A 15,320-nucleotide genomic window follows, 5' to 3' on the forward strand; every position below is an offset into this window, starting at 1 on the left:
ACAGCATGGGCATCAACCAGGGTCCGATCAGTCTCGATCAAAAATACACCCAGGACACCGGCCATATTTTCACGACGGGCATCCAGGCGCTGGTCCGTCTGCCTATGGCCCAGATTCGCCGCGACCGCGCCGCTGGCCTGAACACCGCGGGCTTCATCTCTGGGTATCGCGGCTCGCCGCTCGGCGGTTATGACCAGCAGCTCTTCGCCGCGCGAAAACATCTCGAACAGTACAACATCAAATTCCAGCCCGGCGTGAACGAGGATCTGGCGGCGACCGCGGTCTGGGGCTCGCAGCAGCTCAACCTCTCGCCCGGCGCCAAATATGACGGCGTGGTCGGCATCTGGTACGGCAAGGGGCCGGGCGTTGATCGCTGCGGCGACGTATTCCGCCACGGCAATGCCGCCGGCTCGGCCAAGAACGGCGGCGTCTTGTGCCTCGCCGGTGACGACCACGGCGCAAAATCCTCCACCGTGCCGCATCAGTCCGACCACGCCTTCATGTCGGCTCTGATGCCTTATCTCTATCCGTCGAGCGTCCACGAGATGATCGAGATGGGCCTGCTCGGCATCGCGATGTCGCGCTATTCGGGCTGCTGGGTCGGCATGAAAGTGATCACGGAGACGGTGGAGACCACCGCCGAGATCGACCTGACCGACGAGATGACGCCGTTCGTGATCCCCACCGATTTCGAGATGCCCGAAGGTGGCCTCAACCTGCGCTGGCCCGACGACCGCTTTGCCCAGGACCGCCGCCTCCAGGACTACAAGGGCTTTGCCGCGATCGCCTTTGCGCGCGCCAACAAGGTCAACCGCATCACCATGGATTCGCCGAATGCCCGCTACGGCATCATGGCGTCCGGCAAGAGCTACGAGGATATCCGGCAGGCGTTGCGCGAACTCGGCATCACCCCCGAGGTCGCCGCCAAGATCGGCCTGCGACTTTACAAGATCGGCATGCCCTGGCCGCTGGAACCGGAAGGCGTGCGGCAGTTCGCCGTAGGCCTCGAGGAGATCTTCATCATCGAAGAGCGCCGCGAGATCGTCGAGAACCAGGTCAAGCAGGAGCTGTTCAACTGGCGCGACGATGTCCGTCCCCGCATCATCGGCAAGATGGACGATCACGACAAGCGCTTCCTCCCGTTTGCCGAAGAGCTCAGCGTCGCCTCACTGGCCAGCTCTCTGACCGAGCGCCTGCTTCGACTCGATCTCAATCCCGAAATTGCCAGCATGCTGCGCGCCAAGGCCGACTGGTTCAACGGTCGTCAGGCCACGCAAATGCAGGCGACTGCGCCTGTCTCCCGCACGCCGTATTTCTGCTCGGGCTGCCCGCACAATACCTCGACCAAGGTGCCCGAGGGCAGCCGCGCCTTTGCCGGCATCGGCTGCCACTTCATGGCGCTGTGGATGGATCGCTCCACCGAGACCTTCACCCATATGGGCGGCGAGGGCGTGCCCTGGGTCGGCGTTGCTCCCTTCACCAAGGAAGAGCACGTGTTCGCCAATCTCGGCGATGGCACCTATTTCCACTCCGGCAGCCTCGCGATCCGCCAGGCGGTCGCCTCCGGCGCCAACATCACCTACAAGATCCTCTATAACGACGCGACCGCGATGACCGGCGGCCAGCATGTCGATGGCGAATTGTCGCCGCAGCAGATCACCTTCCAGCTCCACAGCGAAGGCATCCGCGAGATTTATCTCGTTTCCGAAAACCCCGACGCCTATCCGGCCAGCGAGATCGCACCCGGCGTCAAGACCGCGCATCGCGATGAACTCGATACGGTCCAGAAAACGCTTCGTCAGGTCAAGGGTGCGTCCGCAATCGTGTTCGTGCAGACCTGTGCGGCTGAAAAGCGCCGCCGCCGCAAGCGCGGCACGCTGGAGGATCCGGCGCGCCGGGTGCTCATCAATCCCGCGGTGTGCGAAGGCTGCGGTGATTGCTCGGTGCAATCGAACTGCATTTCCGTCGAGCCGCTGGAAACGGCGATGGGGCGCAAGCGTGCCATCAACCAGTCGACCTGCAACAAGGACTATTCCTGCGTGAAGGGCTTTTGCCCGTCCTTCGTCACCATCGATGGCGGCAAAATGCGCAAGCGTGCGCCGGCGGGCGTTGGCGATATCGGCGATCTGCCCGAGCCCGCCTCGCGTCCGACGCTGGACAAGCCTTACAACATCGCGGTCGGCGGCGTCGGCGGCACCGGTGTACTGACCATCGGCGCGCTGCTCGGCATGGCTGCGCACATCGAGGGCAAGGCCTCGATGATTCTCGACATGTCCGGCCTGGCGCAAAAGGGCGGCGCGGTGCTGAGCCACGTCCGCCTGTCGGATCATCCGGCCGAGGTGACGTGCTCGCGCATTGTCACCGGTACGGCGGATGTCGTGCTCGCCGCCGACGAGGTGGTCGCGGTTGCCAAGGACACGATCTCGCTTTGCGAGAGCAGCCGCACTCACGGCATCATCAACAGCCACGTCATTCCCACCGCCGACTTCGTCCTCAACCGCGACTTCAACTTCCAGACCCGCAAGCTGAGCGGGTTGCTGGAGACGGCGCTGCACAAGGACTCCGTGTTCTTCGATTTCACCAAGCCGGCCGAGCAGCTGCTCGGCGACAGCATCGCCACCAACATGATGATGATGGGTTACGCCTATCAGAAGGGCTTGCTGCCCTTGTCGGCGGAATCGATCGAGCAGGCGATCGAGGTCAACGGTGTCTCGATCAAGATGAACAAGGAAGCCTTCCGTCTCGGCCGCCTCGCGGTCGCGGACCCTGCGCGCCTTGCGGAGATGCTGAAGGGGACGGACGAGGTAGCCGCGCCGAAGACGCTCGACGCCATGACGCTCGACGAAGTCATCGAGCATCGCAGCAAGCATCTCACCGCCTATCAGAACGGCCGCCTCGCCAAGCGTTACCGCAAGCTTGTCGACCAGGTCCGCGAGGCCGCGGTCAAGGGCAACTATGGTGATACGCTGCCGCGCGCGGTCGCGATCAACTACGCAAAACTGCTCGCCTACAAGGACGAGTACGAAGTCGCGCGCCTCTTCACCGACGGTGCCTTTGCGCAGCAGCTGCGTGACCAGTTCGAGGGCGATTTCAAGTTCAGCTTCAACCTGGCACCGCCGATCCTGGCATCCGGCGTCGATGCGCTCGGCCGCCCGAAGAAGCGCGCCTTTGGCCCGTGGATGCTGAAGGTGTTCGGTGTCCTCGCAAAGCTCAAATTCCTGCGCGGCACCCCGCTTGACATCTTCGGCCGCAGCGCCGACCGCAAGCTCGAACGCGACCTGATCGTCGGCTACGAGAAGGACGTCGCCACCGTGCTCGGCCTGCTGTCGCCGGTCACCGTCGACATCGCGGTGGAGATCTTGTCGCTGCCCGACCGCATCCGGGGCTACGGCCCGGTCAAGGAGAAGGCCGTCGCCGACGCCAAGGCCCGCTACGCCCAGCTCGCCGCCGATCTGGCCAACCCGCCGCCCGCGCCAAGGCAGATCGCAGCCGAGTAGGGCAGTCTTGCAGGGTGGGCAAAGGCGTAAAGCGCCTTGCCCACCATCTCGCCGGGACGCCCGCATTTTCTGTTTGAAATCAACCACCGCACTACTGTGCATGGGGTTGTTTTCGACCAAGTGGGCCTCTTCCGATAAACAGAAAAACTGCTTGCGCCGTCGGGCAAAACACCTTTAGGATTTTGGCTGTGGTGTCCGTCATTGCAACGACGGTGAGGAGGCGGAAGGCGCTCCGCATCGTCGCACTTGCGCCAACCCGCTACGCTCTCGCCCGACGGAATATTTCCGCGCTTGCCAATCAGGCCAGTGCGGTTCAGAAAAACGGGGCAATAAGAAACGCGAGCGGAGACCTCTGTTTTGACCATCAAGGGCAAAGCCTACATTGCCGGGATCTACGAACACCCCACCCGGCATGCGCCGGACAAATCCACCGCCCAGCTTCACGCCGAGGTCGCCAAGGGCGCTATCGAGGATGCCGGGATCAGCAAGGACGATGTCGACGGCTATTTCTGCGCGGGCGATGCGCCCGGCGGGGCCTGGCCGATGGTCGACTATCTCGGCCTGAACACCAAGAAGCTCCGCCATGTCGATTCCACCGAGACCGGCGGTTGTTCGTACATCATCCATCTCGGCCATGCCGCGGAGGCGATCGCGGCGGGCAAGTGCTCGATTGCTCTGATCACGCTCGCCGGCAAGCCGCGCACAGGTGTGATGCCGCCGCGTGCCGCCGGCGCGGAGCTCGATTTCGAATCCGCTTACGGTGCGACCACGCACAATGCCTATGGCATGTGTGCCATGCGCCATATGCACGACTATGGTACCACGAGCGAACAGCTCGCCTGGATCAAGGTCGCGGCCTCGCATCATGCGCAATACAACCCGCATGCGATGCTCAAGGACGTCGTCACCGTCGAGGACGTGTTGAATTCGCCGATGATCTCCGATCCCCTGCATCGCATGGATTGCTGCGTCGTCTCCGACGGCGGCGGCGCGCTGATCGTGACGACGCCCGAGATCGCCAAGAGCCTGAAGAAGCCGCTGGTCAAGCTGATCGGCCACGGCGAGGCGATGAAGGGTCCGCGCGGCGGCAAGGATCTCGATCTCACGTATTCCGCCGGCATCTGGTCCGGCCCGCGTGCGTTCGCGGAAGCCGGCATCACGCCGAAGGACATCAAATACGCCTCGATCTATGACAGCTTCACCATCACCGTGCTGATGCAGCTCGAGGACCTCGGCTTCTGCAAGAAGGGCGAGGGCGGCAAGTTCGTGGCCGACGGCAATCTGATCTCGGGTGTCGGCAAGCTGCCGTTCAACACCGACGGCGGCGGTCTCTGCAGCAACCATCCCGTCAACCGCGGCGGCATGACCAAGATCATCGAGGCCGTCAGGCAGTTGCGCGGCGAGGCGCATCCGAAGGTGCAGGTGAAGAATTGCGATCTCGCCATCGCCCACGGCACCGGCGGCCTTCTGGGTGTTCGCCACGCCGCCTCGACGGCCATTCTGGAGCGCGTGTGATGAGCGAAGCAAAGAAGTATCCGGCCCCGGTCACCAATCCGGAGACCGCAGCGTTCTGGGATGCCGCCAAGCAGGGCAAGTTCATGATCAAGCGCTGCACAGCTTGCGGCGAGGCGCATTACTTCCCGCGCTCGATCTGCCCGTTCTGCTACTCCGACAAGACGGTGTGGGAAGAGGCTTCGGGCGAGGGCACGATCTACACGTACAGCCTGATGCGGAAGTCGCCGACCGGTCCTTACGCCATCGGCTACGTCACGTTGAAGGAGGGGCCGTCGGTGCAGACCAACTTCGTCGACTGCGATCTGGAGAAGCTGAAGATCGGCCAGAAGGTAAAGGTGGTGTTCAAGCCAACCGATGGCGCGCCATTGCCGTTCTTCACGCCGGCCTGACGTTTCCCTTCTCCCCCTGTGGGAGAAGGTGGCGCGAGGCGCCGGATGAGGGGTAACTCTCCGCGGAGAGATTGTTCGATGCGGAGGCAACCCCTCACCCAAACGAGTTTGCCGCACGGCCATCGCGGCCCTCTCCCACAAGGGGAGAGGGCACATTAATGAGCGCCGCTGCTCGCTGAGAGAAATGCCGGGAGGAAATCAGAAAATGTCCGCCAGATACGAAGAACTCAAAGGCCTGAAAAACCTCGGCCAGAAATATGCCTACAGCGATCGCGAAGTCATGCTGTACGCCTACGGCATCGGCCTCGGCGCCGATCCCATGGATGAGAAAGAGCTCGCGTTCGTCAACGAAGGCACGTTTACGCCGCGGCCGCTGAAGGTGGTGCCGACGTTTGCATCCGTCGCAGCCTGGGGCTCGGGCCCTGGCGAGATGAACCTCAACCGCGTGATGGTGGTCGATGGCGAGCGCGACATCACCTTCCATCAGCCGTTGCCGGTGGCTGCGAACATTACGGCCGATTCCTCCGTCGTCGAGGTCTACGACAAGGGCAAGGACAAGGGCGTCGTCATCGCGCATCAGACGGTGCTGAAGAACGAGAAGGGCGAGAAGCTCGCAACGCTGGTTGCTTCGCGCTTCGCCCGCGGCGACGGCGGCTTTGGCGGGCCGAACCTGACCCAGCCCGATCCGCACAAGATTCCTTCGCGCGCGCCCGACAAGACCATCGACATCGTCACGCGCCCGGATCAGGCGCTGGTCTATCGCCTCTGCGGCGATCGCAACCCGCTGCACTCCGATCCCGAGTTCGCCAAGAAGGCCGGCTTCCCGCGTCCGATCCTGCACGGCATGTGCACCTACGGCATCACCTGCCGTGGCGTGCTCCAGACCTTTGCCGACTACGACGCGTCAGCCTTCCGCCAGCACGTCGCGCGGTTCTCCTCGCCTGTTTATCCCGGCGAGACCATGACCATGGACCTCTGGAAGGACGGCAACACGATCTCGTTTGAAGCCAAGGTGAACTCACGTGGCGTCACCGTGATCAAGAACGGCAAGACGGTGCTGGGTTAGGCGGGCATCGGCGAATGTAGAAACAAAAAGCAGGGAGAAGCCACCATGGGACTACTCGACGGCAAGGTTGCGCTGATCACCGGCGCGGGCGGGGGGCTCGGTGAAGCCTACGCCAAGCTGTTCGCGCGGGAAGGGGCCTCGGTCGTGGTCAACGACCTCGGCGGCCCCCGCGACGGCTCCGGCGCGGACAAGTCGATGGCGCAGCTTGTGGTGGACGCGATCAAGGCGGAGGGCGGCAAGGCGGTCGCCAACGGCGCCGACATCTCGACCATGGAAGGCGGCCAGTCGGTGTTCGACGACGCCATCAAGCATTTCGGCCGCGCCGACATCCTGGTCAACAACGCCGGCATCCTGCGCGACCAGACCTTCTCGAAGGCCTCCGAATCCGACTGGGACAAGGTGATCAAGGTGCATCTGAAGGGCACCTTTTGTTGCACCATGCCGGTCTTTCGCTGGATGCGGGAAAACGGCGGCGGCGTCATCGTCAACACCTCCTCGACCTCGGGGCTCATCGGCAATTTCGGCCAGACCAATTACGGCGCGGCCAAGGGCGGCATCTGGGGCCTGTCGAACGTGCTGGCGATCGAGGGCCGCAAGTACAACATCCGGATCTGGACGCTCGCGCCGGGGGCGCTGACCCGCATGACCGCAGACCTGCCCCGCTATAAGGAGAACCCAGGTGCGGCGCTGGGGCCGGACGGCATCGCGCCGGCCGTGCTATACATGGTCAGCGATTTGTCGGGCGACCAGACCGGCAAGGTGCTGGGCGTGTCCGGGCCCCGCGGCGTGCGCGAAATGCGGATGATGGAGATGGAAGGCTGGAAACCGCCGCACACGGGCTGGAACGCCCGGGACATCGCGGATCATGCCAAGGAGATCTTTTTCTCCGAGGAGCAGATCAAGATGGGCGCGCGACGGTTTTAGTCAAAACTGTCATTCCGGGGCGTGACGAGGTCGCGTGCCCGGAATGATGATAGAAAGAGACGAGGACGAGATGAAGCTCACCGCCGACGCCAAGGGCACCTTCGCAATCGCGCCGACGCCGTTCCACGATGACGGAAGGATCGACGAGCGCTCGATCGACCGCCTGACCGATTTCTACGAGGAGGTCGGCTGCGACGGCGTCACGGTGCTGGGTATCCTCGGTGAGGCTCCGAAGCTCGATGCCGCCGAGGCCGAGCAGGTCGCGGTGCGTTACGTCAAGCGCGCCAAGAAGATGCAGGTGATCGTCGGCGTCTCCGCACCGGGCTTTGCCACCATGCGCTCGCTGGCGAAGGCCTCGATGGACGCAGGCGCTGCCGGCGTCATGATCGCGCCGCCGCCCTCGCTCCGCACCGACGACCAGATCACTGGTTATTTCAAGCAGGCCGCCGAGGCGATCGGCCCTGATGTGCCCTGGGTGCTGCAGGATTATCCGCTGACGCTCTCGGTGATCTTCACCCCCGCGGTGATCCGCAAGATCGTCATGGACAATCCGAACTGCGTGATGCTCAAGCACGAGGATTGGCCGGGCCTGGAGAAGATCACGACGTTGCGCGGCTTCCAGAAGGACGGCTCACTCCGTCCGCTCTCGATCCTTTGCGGCAATGGCGGCACGTTCCTCGATTTCGAGATGGAGCGCGGCGCCGACGGCGCCATGACCGGCTATGCGTTCCCCGAACTTCTGATCGACGTTGTGAACCTGTCCAAGGCCGGCAAGCGCGATGCCGCGCATGACCTGTTCGACGCGCATCTGCCGCTGATCCGCTACGAGCAGCAGCCCGGCGTCGGCCTGACCGTGCGCAAATACGTGCTGCAGAAGCGCGGCATCATCGCCTCCAGCGCTCAGCGCAAGCCCGGTGCGATCATCACGCCGGCGGCGAAGGCGGAGGTCGATTACCTGCTGTCGCGCGTCGCCCGCGTCGACAAGCGCGCCCATCTCGGGCCGCAATCGAGCGCGGCGGGTTAGTTGAATGCCCGAGACATCAGCATCGCGTCCCGCCTCGACGATCCTCCTGCTCCGTGACGGAGCAAAGGCCGACGGCAAGAGCCGCGGCGAGGTCGAGATCTTCATGATGGTTCGCCATCATCAGATCGAGTTCAACTCGGGCGCGCTGGTATTTCCCGGCGGCAGTGTCGATGCCGGTGATCAGGAGATCGTCAAGCGGTCCGATCTGTATTCGGGTGGCGAGGGCCTTAGTGAAGCGGACCGCGGTTTTCGGATCGCCGCGATCCGTGAAACTTTTGAGGAGAGCGGCATCCTGCTGGCGCGTTCGAGAGGATCGAACACACCTGTCGATGCCAAACGCGCCGGGGAGATCGCCGACGCGCACCGCGTCGCGCTCAACGAGCACAAGGTCAGCTTCCTGAACATTCTGGCTGACAACAATCTCCAGCTCGCGCTCGACACCCTCGTGCCCTACGCGCACTGGATCACGCCCGAGGGCATGCCCAAGCGCTTCGACACCTGGTTCTTCCTCGCGGCCGCGCCGCCCGACCAGCTCGGCGCGCATGACGGTCGCGAGTCCACCGACTCGATCTGGCTCTCGGCGCGCGAAGCGGTGGAGGGCGGTGAGAGCGGTCGCTTCAAGCTGCCGTTCCCGACCACGCGCAATCTGATCCGGCTGGCGAAGCAGCCAAGCGTGAGCGCCGCGCTCGACCACGCCAAGGGGATGTCGATCGTCACGGTGATGCCGGTCATGACCAAGACCGAGAGTGGTCGCCAGCTCCGCATTCCCCGCGAAGCCGGCTACGACGGCGAGGTGTTCGAGGTCGGTGCGGTCGGCTAGGATACTTCGATACCCAGCGAAGTATTAGCGATCGCGCATGCGCTAGGTTCCGTCCCTGACAACGGGACGGGACGGAACACGCGCCATGGACCACAGGCAGGACACCAGCATCGCCGCCGAACTGGCGCTGCTGGTCGCGCTCGCCACGCTCTGGGGCGGCTCCTACACCTTCATCAAGCTCGGCGTCGCCACCATCCCGCCGGTGACGCTGATCGCCGCACGTACGACGGTCGCGGGCCTGTTGCTGCTGTGGGTCATGTGGGTGAGGGGCATCAAGATGCCCACGGACGCCACGACCTGGCAGCGCTTCGCGTTCCAGGCCGTGCTCAACAGCGTGATCCCCTGGACCTTGATCGCCTGGGGCGAACGCTATGTCGATGCCGCGCTTGCCACCATCCTCAATTCGGCCGGGCCGATATTCACCTTCCTGCTGACGGCATTGGTCACCCGCCACGAGACGACCAGCCCTCGAAAACTGTTCGGCGTGGTAGCCGGCATGGCCGGCATTCTGCTCATCGTCGGCGTCGACGCCTTCCACGACAGCGGCCTCGTTGCGGAAGCCGCCATCGTCGCCGCCACCATCTGCTACGCCTGCGCCGCGATCTTCGGCCGGAGCTTCAGGGGCCTCGATCCCATGGCGCCTGCCGCGGGCTCGCTGCTGGCCGGCGCGGCCGTGCTGATCCCTGTCGCGCTCGCGCTCGAGCAACCCTGGATGCTGTCGCCGTCGCTGAACTCGGTCCTGGCGCTGCTGGCGCTCGCGGTGTTCTCGACCGCAGCGGCCTTCGCGATCTATTTCCGCCTGATCCAGACCCTGGGGTCGGTCGGCACCACCGCCCAGGCTTACTTGCGTGTCCCCATCGGGGTCGCCATCAGCGTCGCCTTCCTCGGTGAAACGCTGAGCCGGACGGCCTGGATCGGGCTAGCCTGCGTCGTCCTCGGCGTCGCCGCCATGACCATCCCGGCCCGAAACCCGGTCGTCGCTAAACCATCATGAAAAACAGCCCCTTCCGCCCCTCGGAGGCATGTTCCCCCGGAGGGGCGATACAGCGTATATTGGGAGCGTATGGAGTCCGGTCCCGCCCCAATGCTCGTCGAAACGCCACCGAATCCGCCGCCGAAGCGATCGTTTTCGCTGTCGATCGGCCAGATGACGTTCGGCAGCTTCATCCTGGTTCTGGCGGTGATCATCGTCACATCGACCGCCAGCGTGATTGCGATCCGGCATATCGACGCCACCTTCGCAGAGCTCCAGCGACTGCAAAGCGTCGGCGACCTGGCTGAAGACATCGATCGCCGCATGAACGATTTGCGGCTCGCCGCGCGTGACTTCGTCACCGACCCCGGCGCGGGCATCCAGTTCAAGCAGGTCGGCGAGGCCGCCTCGACCCTGAGCGACATCCTCAAGAAGACCCGCATCGAGCTTGCCCCCGAGCAGCAGGACATGATCGACGGCGTCTCCGAGCGGCTTGCGACGTACCGCAGCGGGCTGGATCGGATCTCGACCCTGATCGATCGCCGCGCGCAATTGCTTGCCGGGCTGCCGCCGCTGCGCGACCAGTTCGACGCCGCGGTCTCCGAAAGCGGGGACCGCGATCTCGCCGCGCGCCTGTCGGAAGCCCAGAGCCGGATCGCGCTCGGGCTGCTCGCGCGCAATCCCTCGGCTGCCGAGCAGGCCGCGCGGGGCATGCGGACGATGGACATCGCCGATGGCAAATTGAAGTCGGCGGTCAACAACTACGCCGATGCCATCATCGCGGTCGCCGTCCGTGAACGGCAGATCGCGGATATCGACCGCGAGGTGCTGGGAACCGAGGGCCGGCTGATCGGCCGTGTCACCGAACTGCTCCGTGACGTCAGCGACCGCCGCGGCCATGTGCTGTCGCGCGACTTCGCCCGGACGCTTGCGGAGGCGCGCTGGCAGAGCATCGTGCTCGGCAGCATGGGTGTGCTGATCGGCATCCTCGCCGCCGGCTTCGTGGTGCGGCGGACGGTGCGGCCGCTGGCCCAGATCGCACGCTCCATTCGCGCCCTCGCGGCAGGCGAGAAGAGGACCTCGATCCCCTCGGCCGACCTGAACAACGAGATCGGCGACATCGCGCGCGCCGCAGAAGTGTTCCGCCGCGCGCTGGAGGAGGCCGACACGGCGCGCGAGGCCGCGGTGCGCGCGCTCACCGAGCAGCGGTTGGCGGAGGAGAGCTATCGCAAGCTGTTCGAGGGCTCGGTTGACGGCATCTACGTGACGACGCCATCAGGCGATCTGCTCAACGCCAATCCGGCGCTGGCGCGGATGATGGGCTATGACAGCCCGCAGCACCTGATCGACAGCATCAACGACATCGCCCACACCATCTACGTCCATCCCGAGGCGCGTGAGGAGTACCAGCGGCTGATGCACCGTGACGGCATGGTGCGCGAGTTCGAGTATCAGGTACGCCAGCGCAGCGGCAACGTCCTCTGGCTCTCCGACAGCGCCACAGGGGTGCGGGACGAGCAGGGCACGATTGTCCGGTACGAGGGCACGCTTCGCGACATTACCGACCAGAAGCGCGCGGAAGATGCCATCGCCGAAGGCCGGCGCCTGCTCCAGCAGGTCATCGACACGGTGCCAGCCGTCATCAACGTCAAGGACCGTGACCTCCGCTACGTGCTGATGAACCGCTACATGGCCGGCATCTTCGGCATTGAGCCCGGCGACGCGCTCGGCCGTACCACCGCGGACCTGATGTCGCGCTATGGCGCGGCCAAGACCGACGAGAACGACAAGCGCGTGCTCAGCCTGCGCAAGGGGCTCGGCTTCTACGAGGAGGAGTACAAGGACTCCTCAGGCAATATGCGCCAATGGCTCGTCAACAAGCTGCCGCTGCTCGACGTCGAGGGCGAGATCGAGCGGATCGTCACCGTGGCGCTCGATATCGGCGAGCGCAAGCGCGGCGAACAGGAGATGCGGAAGGCCAAGGATTCCGCGGAAACCGCGCTGCGCAATCTGCGCGAGACCCAGGCCTCGCTGATCGAGGCGGAGAAGCTCGCGGCGCTCGGGCGCCTGGTCGCCGGTGTCGCTCACGAGGTCAACAATCCCGTCGGCATCAGTCTCACGGTCGCCTCGGCCCTCGAACGCAAGACGGCGATGTTCAGCGCCGAGGTCGAGCGCGGCGAACTGCGCCGCTCGACGCTCAACGACTATCTCAACACCAGCCGCGATGCGTCCTCGCAGCTCGTCTCCAATCTCAATCGCGCAGCCGAGCTGATCCAGTCGTTCAAGCAGGTCGCGGCCGACCGCAACTATTCGGACCAGCGCAGCTTCGACCTCGCTGATCTCACCGAGCAGGTGGTGATGAGCCTGCGTCCGGGCCTGCGCAAACAGAATCTGACGCTCAACGTCGAGTGCCAGCCCAATCTGACCATGAACAGCTATCCCGGCCCGTACGGCCAGGTGCTGACCAATCTGTTCCTGAATGCGGTGGCCCATGCCTTCCCGGACGGCCGGCCTGGCATCATCGACATCCAGGTGCGCGAGTCCGGCAAGGACAATGTCGAGATCATCGTCGCCGACAACGGCTGCGGCATGTCGCTCGACGTGCGCCGCCGTGCCTTCGATCCGTTTTTCACGACGCGCCGCGACCAGGGTGGTACCGGCCTCGGACTGCACATCGTCTACAGCATCGTCACCAACCGGCTCGGTGGGCGGCTCGACCTCGATTCCGAGCCGGGTGGCGGCACGCGCATCCAGATGATTCTGCCGCGCACGGCGCCGCTGGAGCAGGCCGCCGAATAGCTTCTAGTGCTTGAGCACGATCTTTTCGGAAGACCGCTGCACACTTTTCCGGATGATGCTCTAGTCGGCCTCTGCGAGCTTGTGCAGGGTGGCGCCGAAAATCAGGCTGGCTTTGCCGACCAGCGCCGTGCCGGTCATTTCCGCGCGGGTGTCGGTGTAGGTGCCGCTGACGCCGATACCGACGGGGGCAGGGCCGCCGAACAGCGGATTGTCATCGCCGCGCGGCGAGGTGTGCCGTTGCACCAGCACCTCGCCTTTGAAGGTGTGGTCGTCCTTCACCACGTAGCTGCCGGTGTAATAGAGGTAGGCATCGCCGCCAAGGATCCTGCCGTCGCGAAACAAAATCACGCCGCTGCCCTTGCCGGCTCGACCATCGAGCAGGTTCACGTGGATCGAATAGAGGCCGTTCTTCATTACGTCCCGTCGGCCGGCCGCCATCGCCCAATGGCGTAACCGGTGAAGCTTTTATGCCAAAGCAGAACCTCTCGCGCAACGCGGCAGTTTTGCCGGCGGGCGCTGCCGACCAAAAGTGTCTGTGACACTGAGATGACGGGCGAGACCTTCGGCCAAGAAGGCCAAGAAGATCAGGTGTACTTCTTGTCGCGCTCCAGCAACTCGATGGAGATACCTTCGGGGCCGCGGAGGAAGCAAATGCGGACGCCGGGCCGGATCGTGGTCGGCTCGCGCGTGAACGTCACGCCCTTGGCCTTGAGCTCGGCGGCGACGGCGTCGATGTCCTTCACCGTGAGCCCGAAATGGTCGAGGCCCTGATGGGGGTGCGGGGGCGGCGGGCTGACGGCATTGTCGCCCTCCAGCGGCGCAATGAAGATCTTTGCGCCGCCGAGATTCACGTCGATCCGTCCCGGTGCGTGCACGATCTCGCCGCCGAGGATATCGCGCAGCCAGGCCGCGGTCGCTTCCGGATCGGGGCTGCGCAGATGGACATGATCCCAGGTGACGACAACCGGCATTTCAATTCCTCCCGATAGGGTCTTGGCGATATTGCAGCGCATGTTAGCGATCCCCATCGACGATCGCTACCATGGCTCCTATTCGAGATTCGGACGGTTGGGGAACTTTAGTTCGTCTCACGGATTGAAGGAGAAGCGAGTAGCGCACGCATGAAATCAGGGTTTGGCCGGATCGGACTGGGAGGCATCGTCGGAAACGGCGAGGAGCCGCCGCGGTCCCAGCCGGCCACACGCGTTTGGCTCAAGCGAGGCGTGTTGTGGCTGCTGGCTGCTGGCGTGGCCGGCAGTGCCGTCTGGTTGTCGATGCCGCCTTCGGAAGTCAATGCCGCGCAAGCCGAGCCGGTGCAATTGGCGGCGGCAAGCGTCGATCCCGCTTCCCCAACGTCGGCCTCAGATACCTCCGCTGCAGAGGCGGCCGGGCTCGAGCGGATGAGGATCTCGTCGCAGACTTGGCATCGCGGCGGCCTCGGCTCGAAAGCGCTCGTGACCTTCACCGTGCGAAATGACAATGATTATGCCGTAAAGGATGTCGAGATCGTCTGCGCCTTTACGCGGCGCGACGGCAGCCATCTGACCGACCGCAGCCGCGTGCTGGCCGACGTCGTCGGCATGAAGAGCCGCAAGACTTTTGCGCGCGTCTCCGTCGGATTCGTCAACGTGAACGCCGACCAGGCAAAGTGCTCGCTTGTGACGGCCCGGCGCGTCTAAACGGCCGCCTACCGGGCTAGCGGAAAAGTTACCGTGCGTGCCCTTGGCCGGAAATCTTGACGTTGCCATTTGAACCAAAGGCTGGGCGCAGGAACCAATTAAAGGATCGCCGGTTAAGGCGAAGAGCCCACGCGGGGATGCGGGGGGCGGAGCGCGATCAATGCCCATCTTTCGGTATTTCTTGTTCGTCGGTGGAGCGTTGCTCGCACTGTTGTTCGCAGCTGATTTCGCTTGGCCGACGTCGCCGGCTGTGCAGAGCGTTGCAGCTGCAAGTTACGACCAGCCGCTGATCCGGATTAGATCCGACCGTCATCTGCCTGAACGCGTCGTGCTCGACACCAACCAGCCGACCATTGCCGCGCCGGCCGTGCAGACGGCGGCTGTTTCAGCGCCGCAGCCGAGCGCGCAGGCTGATCCATTGGCCGACCTGTCGGCGAAGGTGCGGGTGCGCGAGACATTCGCCCAACTCACCCCGAAGGCCGATGCCAAGCCGCAGGCTCCTGTTCAACCCAGGCGCAAGGTCGCGCGGGCCCATCCGGCACCGCAACGCGGTCAGCCGATGATGCTCGTGGCACAGCAGCCCCGCTTCGGCCTGTTCAACACGACCTGGTAACAGCGCCTCTGCCTCGCGGCG

The 15,320-nt window shown here is 64.4% G+C and carries 13 protein-coding genes; 11 read left to right on the forward strand and 2 right to left on the reverse strand.

The genetic code is table 11. The annotated features are described in order from the left end of the window. Positions 1-5: 5 nt before the first annotated feature. The 9 genes from JQ631_RS06900 to JQ631_RS06940 all read left to right on the forward strand — a co-directional run bounded on the left by JQ631_RS06900 (position 6) and on the right by JQ631_RS06940 (position 13,007). Positions 6-3,497 carry an indolepyruvate ferredoxin oxidoreductase family protein gene (locus tag JQ631_RS06900; protein ID WP_212324986.1) on the forward strand — a complete coding sequence of 1,164 codons (3,492 nt, stop codon included), beginning with the start codon at positions 6-8 and terminating at the stop codon, positions 3,495-3,497. Between the two features lie 357 nt (positions 3,498-3,854). Next, on the forward strand, positions 3,855-5,012 hold the full coding sequence (locus JQ631_RS06905; protein ID WP_212324987.1) for a thiolase family protein: 1,158 nt from the start codon (positions 3,855-3,857) through the stop codon (positions 5,010-5,012). After that, a complete protein-coding gene (locus JQ631_RS06910) occupies positions 5,012-5,401 on the forward strand; it encodes a Zn-ribbon domain-containing OB-fold protein (RefSeq protein ID WP_057198968.1) in 390 nt (129 codons plus the stop codon). The genes JQ631_RS06905 and JQ631_RS06910 overlap by 1 nt, the downstream gene beginning before the upstream one ends. A 205-nt stretch (positions 5,402-5,606) precedes the next feature. Further along, the gene (locus tag JQ631_RS06915) at positions 5,607-6,467 is read left to right on the forward strand and encodes a MaoC family dehydratase (RefSeq protein WP_212324988.1); all 861 of its coding nucleotides are present in this window, start codon (positions 5,607-5,609) and stop codon (positions 6,465-6,467) included. A 45-nt stretch (positions 6,468-6,512) separates the two neighbouring features. Then, entirely contained in the window at positions 6,513-7,391 is an 879-nt protein-coding gene (locus JQ631_RS06920; protein ID WP_212324990.1) for an SDR family oxidoreductase, read from the forward strand. 70 nt (positions 7,392-7,461) lie between these two features. Beyond that, a complete protein-coding gene (locus tag JQ631_RS06925) occupies positions 7,462-8,415 on the forward strand; it encodes a dihydrodipicolinate synthase family protein (RefSeq protein WP_212324991.1) in 954 nt (317 codons plus the stop codon). 4 nt (positions 8,416-8,419) lie between these two features. Beyond that, on the forward strand, positions 8,420-9,235 hold the full coding sequence (locus tag JQ631_RS06930) for an NUDIX hydrolase (RefSeq protein WP_212324992.1): 816 nt from the start codon (positions 8,420-8,422) through the stop codon (positions 9,233-9,235). Between the two features lie 85 nt (positions 9,236-9,320). Beyond that, positions 9,321-10,229, forward strand: coding sequence for a DMT family transporter (locus JQ631_RS06935; RefSeq protein WP_212324993.1), 909 nt, complete (start codon positions 9,321-9,323; stop codon positions 10,227-10,229). Between the two features lie 90 nt (positions 10,230-10,319). Further along, on the forward strand, positions 10,320-13,007 hold the full coding sequence (locus tag JQ631_RS06940; RefSeq protein WP_212324994.1) for a PAS domain S-box protein: 2,688 nt from the start codon (positions 10,320-10,322) through the stop codon (positions 13,005-13,007). A gap of 60 nt (positions 13,008-13,067) precedes the next feature. Here JQ631_RS06940 and JQ631_RS06945 read toward each other — a convergent pair whose 3' ends face one another. Both JQ631_RS06945 and JQ631_RS06950 read right to left on the reverse strand, forming a co-directional pair. Next, complete coding sequence (locus JQ631_RS06945) at positions 13,068-13,421, reverse strand: GrlR family regulatory protein (protein WP_249160179.1); 354 nt, start codon at positions 13,419-13,421, stop codon at positions 13,068-13,070. A 170-nt stretch (positions 13,422-13,591) separates the two neighbouring features. Beyond that, the gene (locus JQ631_RS06950; protein WP_212324996.1) at positions 13,592-13,978 is read right to left on the reverse strand and encodes a VOC family protein; all 387 of its coding nucleotides are present in this window, start codon (positions 13,976-13,978) and stop codon (positions 13,592-13,594) included. Positions 13,979-14,128: 150 nt separating this feature from the next. Here JQ631_RS06950 and JQ631_RS06955 point away from each other — a divergent pair, with 150 nt between their 5' ends. Continuing rightward, the gene (locus JQ631_RS06955) at positions 14,129-14,686 is read left to right on the forward strand and encodes a hypothetical protein (RefSeq protein WP_212324998.1); all 558 of its coding nucleotides are present in this window, start codon (positions 14,129-14,131) and stop codon (positions 14,684-14,686) included. A gap of 160 nt (positions 14,687-14,846) precedes the next feature. Next, positions 14,847-15,299, forward strand: a complete 453-nt coding sequence (locus JQ631_RS06960; RefSeq protein WP_212325000.1) for a hypothetical protein — start codon at positions 14,847-14,849, stop codon at positions 15,297-15,299. Positions 15,300-15,320 lie beyond the last annotated feature (21 nt).

The sequence above is a fragment of the Bradyrhizobium manausense genome, assembly GCF_018131105.1.
Classification (GTDB): domain Bacteria; phylum Pseudomonadota; class Alphaproteobacteria; order Rhizobiales; family Xanthobacteraceae; genus Bradyrhizobium; species Bradyrhizobium manausense_B.

What these genes read in the sequence shown, in the direction of transcription:
- JQ631_RS06900 (WP_212324986.1), top strand. Translation starts at nt 6, where the DNA reads ATGGGCATCAACCAGGGTCCGATCAGTCTCGATCAAAAATACACCCAG.
- JQ631_RS06910 (WP_057198968.1), top strand. Translation starts at nt 5,012, where the DNA reads ATGAGCGAAGCAAAGAAGTATCCGGCCCCGGTCACCAATCCGGAGACC.
- JQ631_RS06915 (WP_212324988.1), top strand. Translation starts at nt 5,607, where the DNA reads ATGTCCGCCAGATACGAAGAACTCAAAGGCCTGAAAAACCTCGGCCAG.
- JQ631_RS06920 (WP_212324990.1), top strand. Translation starts at nt 6,513, where the DNA reads ATGGGACTACTCGACGGCAAGGTTGCGCTGATCACCGGCGCGGGCGGG.
- JQ631_RS06925 (WP_212324991.1), top strand. Translation starts at nt 7,462, where the DNA reads ATGAAGCTCACCGCCGACGCCAAGGGCACCTTCGCAATCGCGCCGACG.
- JQ631_RS06930 (WP_212324992.1), top strand. Translation starts at nt 8,420, where the DNA reads ATGCCCGAGACATCAGCATCGCGTCCCGCCTCGACGATCCTCCTGCTC.
- JQ631_RS06935 (WP_212324993.1), top strand. Translation starts at nt 9,321, where the DNA reads ATGGACCACAGGCAGGACACCAGCATCGCCGCCGAACTGGCGCTGCTG.
- JQ631_RS06940 (WP_212324994.1), top strand. Translation starts at nt 10,320, where the DNA reads ATGCTCGTCGAAACGCCACCGAATCCGCCGCCGAAGCGATCGTTTTCG.
- JQ631_RS06945 (WP_249160179.1), bottom strand. Translation starts at nt 13,421, where the DNA reads ATGAAGAACGGCCTCTATTCGATCCACGTGAACCTGCTCGATGGTCGA.
- JQ631_RS06950 (WP_212324996.1), bottom strand. Translation starts at nt 13,978, where the DNA reads ATGCCGGTTGTCGTCACCTGGGATCATGTCCATCTGCGCAGCCCCGAT.
- JQ631_RS06955 (WP_212324998.1), top strand. Translation starts at nt 14,129, where the DNA reads ATGAAATCAGGGTTTGGCCGGATCGGACTGGGAGGCATCGTCGGAAAC.
- JQ631_RS06960 (WP_212325000.1), top strand. Translation starts at nt 14,847, where the DNA reads ATGCCCATCTTTCGGTATTTCTTGTTCGTCGGTGGAGCGTTGCTCGCA.